Genomic DNA, 11,713 nt, shown 5'->3' on the forward strand with positions numbered 1-11,713 from the left:
CCTGCGGAAAATTCGCCGAGCTCTTAAAAAGCAACTTTCTATACAAAAAACCGTTGGGCGTAAGCTAAAAATCAGAACGTTAAAACTTGACAAATGAGTAAAACAAGAATATTTACAACTCGAAAGTTAGAAAAAATAACGAAAGAATTTATATCTGAAAATGAGGAATTTAATAATGAATATTTAGGAGATTGGACTTCTACTCTATTTTATGTAAGTCATAAAAAATGTTGGTTATTAATCAATAAAATGACAAAATACCTTTTAATCTTACCGAATATAAAGAAAACTGACTTAAAAAATATATCTTCTATTTTTAAAGAGAATTTATTTGCTCAACTAACTTTTGACGGAATTGAAACAAGATATGAATTGGTGGAGAAAATAATCGGAGAAATTAAATTGCAGGAAACAAATAATGACAGAAGTACTAATGGTTCTTTAAATAACTGTTTGCTTTTTCTTGAGGATTGGAAATATGAATTTGGAGATTATGAAAATATGAACTTTAGAGATTTGAATGGCAGACTAAATAGTTCACCGAACAAAATGTTGAATTGGAAATATCCAAAAGAAAAAATGAATGAAATGATAAATAATTACGAAAAAAAATCATTTTTAGAAAAAAACAGAATTGTACTTTAAAACAGGAAAGAATTGAAAGATTTAGAATAACAAAATAGAATTTGAAAAAAAGTTGAACAAAAAAGCCTACGCCCAACACCATATATAATTTATTGCTGGCTTTTTGCTTACTTACGAAAATCCTCGCGGATTTTCTATTCAGTTTTTATTTACTAAATTAGGTGCTAAATCACGCAACAAACCATATATAAACACGTTAGCTTTAATTGATGAGCAACTTTCGGAATAGAAAAAAATGAGGTCTTTTTTAAAGAAACAAAACCTTAATACAATAATTATAAATTAAAATTAAATATGGAATTAGAAAAATTAGACCTAAAAGAGGTTTTGAAAAAATTCAAAAAAGATTTGGAAAGCTACAAAAACGCAAAAATTAAATGTGGAATTATTGGTAGAAGTGGAACTGGAAAATCGTCATTAATAAATGCTATTGCTGGAGAAGAAGTTGCAGAAGTTGGAGAAATAGAAACCACAATGAATGTAAATGAACCGATTGAAAATAATGGACTATTATTTTATGATTTACCAGGTTGTTCAACTTCAAATTTCCCAAAAGAAGAATATATTAATAAATTTAACATTGCAGAATTTGATTGTGTAATTTTAGTTACTTCAGATAGGTTTTACGAAGATGATTTATATTTAATTCAAGAGTTAATCAAAATTAAAAAGCCAGTTTTTGCAGTAAGAACTAAAATTGATTTTTCTATTGACAGAGGTTTAAAAAGAAACATTAGCGCAGAAGAAACGTTTAAAAAAGTTCAGAATAATATTTCAGAAAATTTAAAAGGTTATAGAGTTAAAGGTGTTTATTTAACTTCTGCTGACTATCCTAGTGAATATGATTTAAGTAAATTACTTGAAGATATTTTTTTGAACCTTAAGAGCTTTAAAAGAGAACGATTTATAGCTGACATCAATATTACAAGTGAGAAAATATTACTAGAGAAAAAGAATATTGCCGAAAAAATTGTGTCAAGATTTTCTGCTCTTGCAGCTGCAAATGGTTTGAACCCAGTTCCCGGAGTTGATATTGCCCTTGATGTTGCGCTTATGCTTAAAATGTCTAGAGAAGTTCAAAACATTTACGGATTAAATAAGGAACAACAAGATTATAATATGCAATTTTTAGATAAAAAAAGCGCAAAATTTGTTGCAACTAAAGTTCTTCAATACACATCAAGATATGGTGGAAAAGAAGCTATTATGGTTTTACTTAAAAAATTAAGTGCGACAGTAGCAACTAAAACAGCTTCAAAATGGATTCCGTTTGTTGGACAAGCAATAGCTGCTGGAATTGGGTTTAAAATGACATCTTGGATTGGTAATGATATGATTATTGATGCTGAAAAAATTGCGAGAGAAACTTTTGATTCATTCAAAAAAACAGAAAACAACTAAAGCTAACAACGTATAAAATTAATTGCTAGTACAAGCCTACTTACGAAAATCCTCGCGGATTTTCTAGTTGGTTTGTATTTGCTAAATTAGTTGCTTTAAACACCCAACTAATCTTATACAAAACCGTTGTGGTGCATTTAAGAAAAACATTGAGGAAAAAAGAAAATAAGTGAAAGCTGAAATAATAAATCAACCTTACTCTGGCGAATTTGAAGAACGAATTTATGACGTAGAAAACGTGTGGAATTCCCAATCTTGGACTTGGATAAAGTTTACGGACGAAAGCGGAATTGAAAAAGTCGGACAGTTTCGCGGATTTCCAAAAGACGTAAAAGTATCTAAACCAAAAAATGAAATTGTTGTTTTGACTTCTGACTGTGCATTTCGTTTGGATTCAAACGAATTGAATATTATCGAATCGGAAAAACAAGTTGATTATGGAAACTTGGACGTAACGCCAAATGGAACTTTTATCTTTTCAGAATATAGCGACATTTATAAATTGGAAAATTCACTTTATGATATGCAAATTATCAAAAGTCCCTTTGAAATGGATATGATAGAATTTAAAGGTTGGAATGGAAATATTCTGGAATTTGAATGTACTGAAATTGCCAATTACGAAAGAAATGAAACAATGGAATTAAACACAACTAATTGGACAATAAAAATAAAAAAAACGACACCACAACACCGTATATAATTCATTGCTAGTACTCGCCTACTTACGAAAATCCTCGCGGATTTTCTATTTGGTTTGTATTTGCTAAATTAGTTGCTGAAACACGCAACGAAATCATACACAAACACGTTGTAAACAATTATGAACGAACACGAAGACTACTTTAGAATTTCCAAAAATGGAGACATTCACACGTTGAGTGACAGAATTCCATTTAATTGGAAAGAACTAATGATTTGGACTTCTACTTCATTCATATTTCTTATTTGGTTTCTTGGAATTGGAGTTGGAATTTTTATCACTATTCTGACATTAATCGGTTATACACTTTACCGATTTGCATCGTGGATTTACTACACGGAATTAAAAATTGACGAGAAAAGTGGAAAGATAACTCGACTGAAAAAAATTCTTGACCGAACTCAAAAAACGGAATTGATAAGCGAAAAGTTTGACCCAAACCGATTTGAATACTCGGAATTGACTCGAAGCGGAAAAACGAAATTTCTAATGAATTATCGGACTCATAAAAACAATGAGTTACTCATTTTAAGAAATGAAACTGACAAAAAACTGATTGAAAATTACATAAAAGAAAAAATAACTGTTTACAACAACGTGTATAATTAATTGCTAGTTTTAGGCTTGTTTACGAATATTCCTGCGGAATATTCTATTGTTTGATTAATTTAGTAAATTAGTTGCTAGAACACGCAACTAACCATACACAAACACGTTGTAAATAATGGCGGAAAATTACTCAGACAGAAACAATTCTGAGTTAAAATCATGAAACTTATTGTAGAATAATTCTAATTTAAGTTACGTTTTTCTGTCAACACGGGAAAAATAACAATCCCAAGTTTAGAGCAATTTTACGGAATTCTTACTCAAACGGAATTTATAAACATTGACAAAAACAGAACTGATTGCAAAAAATCACTCTTGCGGAATTTAGCAACTTTGCGGACTTGAAAATCTTTGCGGAATTGTTTACTCAAACGCTGAATTTTGAAAATACCGGAAAACCTAAAACGGAATTATAAATCGAAAAAACCACAATTTACAACAACGTGCATAATTTATTGCTAAACAGTTTTTCCTGCGGAAAAACCTCGCAAGCGTAAAAGTCTGTGTTTTATCTATTATTTTTTCGCTAAATTTACGCAACAAACTATAAGCACAAAGCCGTTATGCACAAGTTGACCAAACCGAATGAAAGCGCAAATTGAGAAATATAAAGTAAGTGGAAAAGTCTATTCTTGGACTTATAAAGACAATAACCGAAATTATCCGAGTTGGAATTTTACGGTCGACTTAAAAGCGAGTGAAAGTCTTTCGGAATTATTGAATTTAATGTCTGATTGTGAATGGTCGACTAAAAAGAAAATAACCACTGAATTGCCAACTCAAGCGCAACTGAACGTGCCGAATAACCAAAACGGAATTGCTAAATGGAAATCTAAACCGAATCTGACTCTGAATTGCAAAACGTCTGAATCGGAAAATCATTGGCTGATTAAAGAGTTGGATAACGGAATTGAAATTCAGTTCGGAAAAGAAAAACTGACTGAATTACAAAACGCAATAAACGGAATTCCAAAAGGAAATGGAGATTTTGCCATTTCTGACCAAAACGAGGAGAACATTTTGTACTTCTGGTGGAATTTAGAAAAATAAAAACCAGTGCATAACACCGTATATAAAAAATTGCTGGTGTTGTGCTAAAACAAAGGTCGTTGCACGTTTGCTACGTCTGAATTTCCTTCGGAAATTCCTCGCACGCAAACCCGCAACTTTCCATATACATAACCGTTGGCAGTAATTAAAAAATCGAGATAACCTGAAAGGCATTTGTGAATTATACAAAGTAGAAACAGAATTAATGGAAAGCCATATTTTCCCGAAATTTGCTGTTAAATATCACAAAAAAAGTGGCTCAAAATATTTAAGACAATTTATTGAGCCAAACAAAAGAATTCAAGACGCAATAAAACTTTATTTATTATCAGAAAAAGCGGAACAAGAATTTTCGATAAGAGAAAAATGGTTTTCTGAAAAAATATTCTATCCCTACATCAATGGTAAAACTGAATTAAATTATAAAGAAGAACTCTTCTATTTTTCAATATCATTTTTATGGAGAGTATTGATACTAAATTTCAAAACAGAAGAACTCTCAAATAAATGGTATTTTGATTTACTAAAAAATGTAGAAATAGAATGGAGAGATTTCTTAACTAAGAAAACATATCCAAGGAATTTTGACAAACACTATTTGTTCTTAACATATGATTTCGAAAAAAATGACACAGGAATTAAAGGTGTTCGTTATTATTTAGCAAGGACTTTTGATGCGACAATTGTCAGTTCTGACAATCAAGAAAACTTAATGATTTATGGAAAATTTAATCGTTTTATATTTTGGAGTGTAATAAAAGGAAATCACGATTTGAGCGGAATAAATGGTTGTCAAATAAATCCGATTAGTGGAAAGCTGAATAGTCCACAACTATTAGATTATTTCCCTTTAAATAGCTTTCTTGGAAATAGAATAAACGGAATTAATAAACTGGAAAAACCTAACGAATTACAACAGGAAAAAATTTTGAAGGAAGTATTAAAAAATCCAGAGAAATTTATGAATTCTGAAGTTGGACGAGTTTTATTTAAGGATTATGAAGATGAAAAATAACTACTGCCAACACCGTGTATAATTCATTGCTAGTTATAGCTTACTTACGAAAGTCCTCGCGGACTTTCTATCTGTGATTTATTTGCTAAATTTAGTGCTTAAAACACGCAACGAAATCATACACAAACACGTTGCCAACAAGCTAAAAAAACCACGTAAATTAATGAAAATTGAGAACGAATCAGATTTAGAGAATTTAATAATAAACCAAATTGAGGAAAATATTCATTTGGATTATAAGGCATCAGGTTCATTAGCAAAATCAGACGGAAAAAAAGATGAAATATCTAGAGATGTTTCGTCTTTTGCTAACTCAAATGGAGGAATTATTATTTACGGAATAGCTGAATTTAACGAAAAAGAAAAAAGCCATTTACCTGAAAAAATAAACGCAGTTGATAGAACTCAATTTCCCAAAGAATGGTTAGAAAACATAATAAACGGTAGGATTTCACCAAAAATTGACGGAATTATAATTCAATCAATTCCTATTCAAGAATCTTCTAATTCTGTTGTGTATATTGTGAGAATCCCTAAAAGTACAACAGCTCATCAAGCTTCTGATTTTCGTTATTATAAACGATCAAATTTCGGAAAAAATCCTATGTACGATTATGAAGTTAAAGATGTAATGAACCGAAATAAATCCCCAAAAATTGAAATTATTTTGGAGGTTGAAAAATATAAATACGAAGTAAAACCACCTATTCCCCAAATTACATTTCAAATAAACAGAGAAGAAAAACAGGAAAAGGAATATTCAGTAATCAATACTTTAAATGTCTATGCAAAAAATGTTGGTGGAATTTTCGCTGACTACGTAAATTGCTTTTTAGAAATTCCAGTATCAATTCTCAAAGAAGAAGAATATAATCATAGAAGTTCTGTAATTAAAGATGGAATAGAATATAAACGAATTTTTTGTGACAATACAATTCGTGAAATTAAGGATGTTAAGAATTTCGGAACTTTTAACACATATGATTATTGGCCTTCAAGATATGACCCAATTTTACCTGAAACTCAATTTAGATTAGATGAAATTAAATTCAAAAAAGATATTGAATTTAATAATGAAATAATTTTCTGGGAAGTCTATGCAGACAATTCTGTTAAGGCAAATGGGGAAATTTCAATTTCTGAACTAAAAACGATTGAAAAACAAAAAAGTGAATAAAGCCAGTTGGCAACACCGTATATAATTTATTGCTAGTTCTAGCCTACTTACGAAAGTCCTCGCGGACTTTCTTGGTCGGTAATTATTTACTAAATTAGTTGCTTAAAACACGCAACAAACCATATACAAACACGTTGCCACACATTAAAAAAATACCCACTATCAGGTATTGACATAGTCTTTAAAAAAAGATAAGTTTGAATTTAAAACATTAGCAATGAAAAACTATTTATCAATATTAATTATCATTCTTTCATTTAATACTTCTTTTGCGCAAACTAGAGAATGGAAAAGTATAAATGCAAATCAAAATAGTTGCCACGGACTATTAAATAGTGATATTCAAAGAAGACTTATAAATGGTCTTTCTGATGACGAAACCTACGAAGCACGTATTATTTTTACTACAGGACAGTTTGATTACGATTTTGAATTAAATTTTAAAGGAGATAAAGAGGCGAGTTGGGGACGGATTACTGTACCTGCTCAAGGACAAAAAATAGTTGAAGTATATGGAGAATATAAAGCAACAGACATAATTAGTTTTACTGTTGAAAGATTACTTTATGTAGGATTGGAGTTAAAACATTTAAGAGGTGAGGAACGATATGTTAGATGTGGAGAAGGCGCAAATGAAGTTTTAAGAAGAGACGAGGCTAAAGGTAAAAATAAAGCAAGCAATACTTCGATTGAAATGCCTGATAATGAAGAAGATGACAATAAAGTAACCACAAAAAACGAAGGCTACCAAGTTTTGGATGTTGACACTTCTGAATATGAGGCTGATAAAACTCGGAAAAGACAATTAGCAGAAGAAAAAAGACGAGAAATAGCTGAACAAGACATAAGAGAAAGAGAATATAAAGAGCGTAAAGAAAAATTTGAAAGAGAACAACTTGCTAAATTAAATCGCTCTACCCAAGCATATGAACAACGCCAAACAAATTTAACTAACGCTGGAAATACTGTGCTTAATGCGTTAGATAATATGTCTCAGCAAGCTGATGTAAGGCGAGCGAGGCAAATGGCTGTTTATGAAAAAGAAGCACGACAACGAAATGCTGACAGAGCATATAAAAAAGAACGCGACGCTATTGAATTTAAAAAAAGAAAAGAATCAATTGAAAAAAAAATAAGAGATAAAGAAGAACTTGAAGCAAAGGTAAAACTTGAAGAAATTCTTGAAGAATCTCAATTAGAGTTTATTAAAAGTCTAATTCATCAATCTTTACCCTTAGTAGTCTCAACAAATAAAGTATTCTTTTATATGGTTGATATTTCTAGAAATTTAACCCGTAGTATTAGGTTTGCGCCATTCACAATTATTGCTGACGCCAACAAACAAATACCCTATAGAAAAGATATTATCGAAGATTTTGAATTAAAGACAGGAACTTATGGTTACAGTATTTATGGCCCTTATACATCACAACTTGAACAGGAAAGTGCGATGAAAGCTATGGCAGCAAATGCAGCAAGAATTGAAATAGGTAGAGAAAAAGATTTATTTTATACATATGTTCAAAAGAACCGAAATGAAAATAATTCAAAAACGGATTTTTGGGGTAATAAAACTAAGCCAAAACAAAAAAAAAATAAGAAACAAACAAAAAAATCCTTTTGGGATAATTAAATATTATGACAAAATTCAAAAATTACATACTCTTTCCTATACTCTTCTTAACTAGTTCATTATATGCTCAGAGTAATGAAGAATTAGCAAAATCATATTTCTTGCAAGCACAAGAGGCCTATGGTAATGGAAATACACAATCAGCAATTAGTTTGTTAGATAATAGCGTAAAATTGTTAGGAAAAACTAACTCTAAAATTGAAGCATTTTACCTAGAAGTCAAAAGAAATAATAAACATAATTTTGTTTACTATTATGCTTTGGAAAATAAACAACACTTGGACAATTATCTTAGTATGGCATCTACCGATCGTCCAGAATATGAAGATGTGATAAGATTGGCTGAGAATGTTAAGCTCTGCTCTGAAATATATAAAAAGAATGTAACTGAGGCTATGCAGGCTAATTTGAAAAGAAACTGGGAAGAAAGTGGTCCTATCTTGGTCGATGGTGTGGGATATTTTAATTCAAATGGAAAATTAGCTTTTGAGAGTAATTTAAAAGGAGGAAATCAATTTCGCGATGGTTACGCTTTAATTAAGGAATTTAGTTCTGATTTAAGAATAGTTAAGTATTATTTAATTAACGTAAACGGGGAGAAATTTTCCAAAACTAAATACGATTTTATTTATCGGGTTGGAGAAGGTATTTATTTAACAATTTTAGACCCTACTGATGATGAACGTTATTACGGATTAATTAATACTAAAAAAAATATAGAGCTTAAAACACCAAATTTTATTTCTAATAAAATTGAGCAATTTCAAAATAATGGGGTTGCTGTATTTAGTGTTAGTACAAAACAAGGCGATGATAAAGGTCTCATCAATAAAAATGGGGAAATTATATTGGAAGCTAATTATGCTAGAATCACACCTTTTAAAAATGGTTTAGCGACCGCTTATGGATATATCACTTCAAACGGAAAAGGAGTTCGCGTGTTGAGATCAATAAAGTCAGATGGCACTATTATTTATGAAAATAAATCAGGTTATTCCATAGGCCACTATAACTTCGGTGGCATTGTCTCATTTAGGAATGATAAATATGGCTATTTAAAAAATGGTCAAGTAATAATACCAGTACAATACGATTATGCTGGGGCATTTTCAGAAGGTTTAGCAATAGTTAGAAAAAAAAGTGATTTTTTAATTATTAATGAGCAGAATAAACAAGTAGGAAATATTAACAAAGAATTCGGATTAATGTATAGTGAATACAAAATGCGACTTGGTAAATATCAACTGTTTAAAAATGGAATGACCGTATTAGAGAATAAGAAAAGGGATGGTTTTTTTACTATTGACAAATATGGAAAAGCAATTACAGATGACATTATTTGTAAATCACTATTGATTATATCTGAAAAGACTTTATTGGCTAGGGATAATATTAGCTTGAATTATTATTTAATAAATTTAAATTCAAATAAAACTACCGACTTGAATACGACAAGCAATTTGAATATAAAATTTATTAGTGAATTTAATTATGGTTTGGCATTATTTAGTATAGAAAATGATGTAAGGGGTCTACCAGATTTATATGGTTATATTGATGTGGAAGGAAATATAATTGTTGATCCACTTTACTATGACGGCGAGCCTTATAATGATGATAAAGCCATAGTTTACGATAAATACTTTAATAAGATTGTAATAAATCCCTTTAATAAGTAATTAAACTGATATACTTATGGAGAATAACGTGTGGCAACAACGTATATAGGCAATGCGGGAGTTGTCGCTTAACCAAAAGCTTAGGTTTATTTGGAAGTCGCCACATTTTAAAATTTTGCTCATTTTAAAAAACGATAATAAGTAAAATTTTAAAATATGGCTTGTGGCTCAACCGAATAGCAACAGCCATTTTCGCCCGCACTGCCCATATACAGGGACGTTGTGCTTAATTACCAAACCAAGAACACATAGTATGCCTACAATCCATAATGACATCAAGAAAATATGCTTATTCTGTTCTCAACCAATAGAAGATAAAAAAACTTTAGAACATATTATCCCCAATAGTCTATTAGGAAAGTTAGGGATAAAAGAAGAAGAGCTTAAAGGTGAAGGAGCTTTTCAGTATAGTAGAATAAAAGTGCCTGCGCACAGTTCTTGTAATAGTGGTTTTGGGAGTGAATATGAAAACAGAATTATTGAATTACTTGACAACCCTAAACAGCTTTATAAAGATTTAAAAGCTGAAGAATCAGGAATGTTAATGCAATATGGACCTGATGAATCATTGACAATGCTTATTTCAACTTGGTTATCCAAAATTTATTATGGTCTTTTTTATAATGATTACTTGAAATTAGGAGACTCTGAATTTACTAAAACCGCAAAAAACATAATAGAAAGTGGTAATTTCAAAATGATACAAGAGGCTTATCAGGATGGTGTAGGGTTTTGTATTCCTTCTAGTTTATACGTTTTTACTTCAGAAAACGAAAATTTTGATTTAAGGACAATGATTTATCCACAAACTATATTAATGAAAGTTAAATCATTAACTATGATTTTATGCATAGGTGACGGTTTTTTAACAAAAAACTACTTAAATAATGGAATATTAAAAGATTATAGAAAGTTCCTAGCTGAAGAAGAAAAAAAAGAATCAAGATTCCCTGTTCATCTTTATGGACTTGCTGAAATCATAGCATTAAGAATGCATATTCCAAAAGAACCATCTTTCCTTTATTCCAAAAAGCAGAAAGAAATCACTAATATGAGTCTAATGTCTGGTGTAATGAATCCTAAAGAATATTATAAAGTAGACGAAGTTTCGATAATAAAGAAAAGAAATGAAATATTGGAAGAGTTTAATGTAAAATTAAAAAATACCTAAGTATAAAAAACACTACGATAATAGAAAAACTAAATGACCAAAACTCATTGGAAAAGACACGATATTAGACTTGAAAGTTTAACCTTGACAATAGATGGTCTCGAAAAATCTATCATAGAATTAGAAAAGAAATTAAAAGAAATTAAAAGAAATTTATTGGTATGATGGACTTTGGTTTTTAGAAGAAGCAGAACCAATAATAGGGTTATCGTTCATTGCTTTTCAAAACTACATAAATAGTAGTATCTACGATAGATTCGAAACCTTAGAAAACCAATATCAAAAGTATAAATTTGGTAACTTAATAAAAGACACTGGACGTACAGATATTGAATTAATTATTGGAATTGCAAATTACTTTAAACATAGAGATGACCATAAGGAGCTTCATAAAGGAACTCGAGATATTTTGACTGATTTCAATTTACCTTTTGATAAAGAAACTGATATTGATAACTCAGCAATTATTAATGGATTAAATTACTTCTCAGAAAAATGGAAATTAACTGATGTTATTAAAACTCTAAGTAATTGGAGAGAAAAACTATGGAAGGAAGACTAAGTGAACTAAGCACAACAAAGAACTGAGGTAAAAAACAAACCTTTTCTTTATTAAATTTACACAATAAT

12 protein-coding genes are annotated in these 11,713 nt (G+C 30.1%); all 12 read left to right on the plus strand.

Going from position 1 to position 11,713, the window contains the following annotated elements; genetic code table 11:
• The first annotated feature begins 93 nt into the window (after positions 1 to 93).
• On the plus strand, positions 94 to 645 hold the full coding sequence (locus tag P2G10_RS12450; RefSeq protein WP_068452251.1) for a DUF6933 domain-containing protein: 552 nt from the start codon (positions 94 to 96) through the stop codon (positions 643 to 645).
• A gap of 294 nt (positions 646 to 939) precedes the next feature.
• Positions 940 to 2,046: a GTPase gene (locus tag P2G10_RS12455; protein ID WP_275316913.1), complete on the plus strand. Its 1,107-nt coding sequence runs from the start codon at positions 940 to 942 to the stop codon at positions 2,044 to 2,046.
• A 169-nt stretch (positions 2,047 to 2,215) separates the two neighbouring features.
• Positions 2,216 to 2,749 (plus strand): hypothetical protein, encoded by a 534-nt coding sequence (locus tag P2G10_RS12460; RefSeq protein WP_275316914.1) that lies wholly within the window; start codon positions 2,216 to 2,218, stop codon positions 2,747 to 2,749.
• 120 nt (positions 2,750 to 2,869) lie between these two features.
• Positions 2,870 to 3,358, plus strand: coding sequence for a hypothetical protein (locus P2G10_RS12465; RefSeq protein ID WP_275316916.1), 489 nt, complete (start codon positions 2,870 to 2,872; stop codon positions 3,356 to 3,358).
• 585 nt (positions 3,359 to 3,943) lie between these two features.
• Positions 3,944 to 4,408: a hypothetical protein gene (locus tag P2G10_RS12470; RefSeq protein ID WP_275316917.1), complete on the plus strand. Its 465-nt coding sequence runs from the start codon at positions 3,944 to 3,946 to the stop codon at positions 4,406 to 4,408.
• Between the two features lie 205 nt (positions 4,409 to 4,613).
• Entirely contained in the window at positions 4,614 to 5,423 is an 810-nt protein-coding gene (locus P2G10_RS12475) for a hypothetical protein (RefSeq protein WP_275316919.1), read from the plus strand.
• A gap of 163 nt (positions 5,424 to 5,586) precedes the next feature.
• Positions 5,587 to 6,600, plus strand: a complete 1,014-nt coding sequence (locus P2G10_RS12480) for an AlbA family DNA-binding domain-containing protein (protein WP_275316920.1) — start codon at positions 5,587 to 5,589, stop codon at positions 6,598 to 6,600.
• Between the two features lie 217 nt (positions 6,601 to 6,817).
• Positions 6,818 to 8,233, plus strand: a complete 1,416-nt coding sequence (locus tag P2G10_RS12485; protein WP_275316921.1) for a hypothetical protein — start codon at positions 6,818 to 6,820, stop codon at positions 8,231 to 8,233.
• Positions 8,234 to 8,238: 5 nt separating this feature from the next.
• A complete protein-coding gene (locus P2G10_RS12490) occupies positions 8,239 to 9,912 on the plus strand; it encodes a WG repeat-containing protein (protein WP_275316922.1) in 1,674 nt (557 codons plus the stop codon).
• Positions 9,913 to 10,165: 253 nt separating this feature from the next.
• Positions 10,166 to 11,083, plus strand: coding sequence for a hypothetical protein (locus tag P2G10_RS12495; protein ID WP_275316923.1), 918 nt, complete (start codon positions 10,166 to 10,168; stop codon positions 11,081 to 11,083).
• 33 nt (positions 11,084 to 11,116) lie between these two features.
• Complete coding sequence (locus tag P2G10_RS12500; protein ID WP_275316925.1) at positions 11,117 to 11,248, plus strand: hypothetical protein; 132 nt, start codon at positions 11,117 to 11,119, stop codon at positions 11,246 to 11,248.
• Positions 11,249 to 11,492: 244 nt separating this feature from the next.
• Positions 11,493 to 11,645, plus strand: coding sequence for a hypothetical protein (locus tag P2G10_RS12505; protein ID WP_275316926.1), 153 nt, complete (start codon positions 11,493 to 11,495; stop codon positions 11,643 to 11,645).
• Positions 11,646 to 11,713: the final 68 nt, after the last annotated feature.

The sequence above is a fragment of the Tenacibaculum bernardetii genome, from assembly GCF_029125915.1.
In the GTDB taxonomy this organism is placed as follows: Bacteria; Bacteroidota; Bacteroidia; order Flavobacteriales; family Flavobacteriaceae; genus Polaribacter; species Polaribacter bernardetii.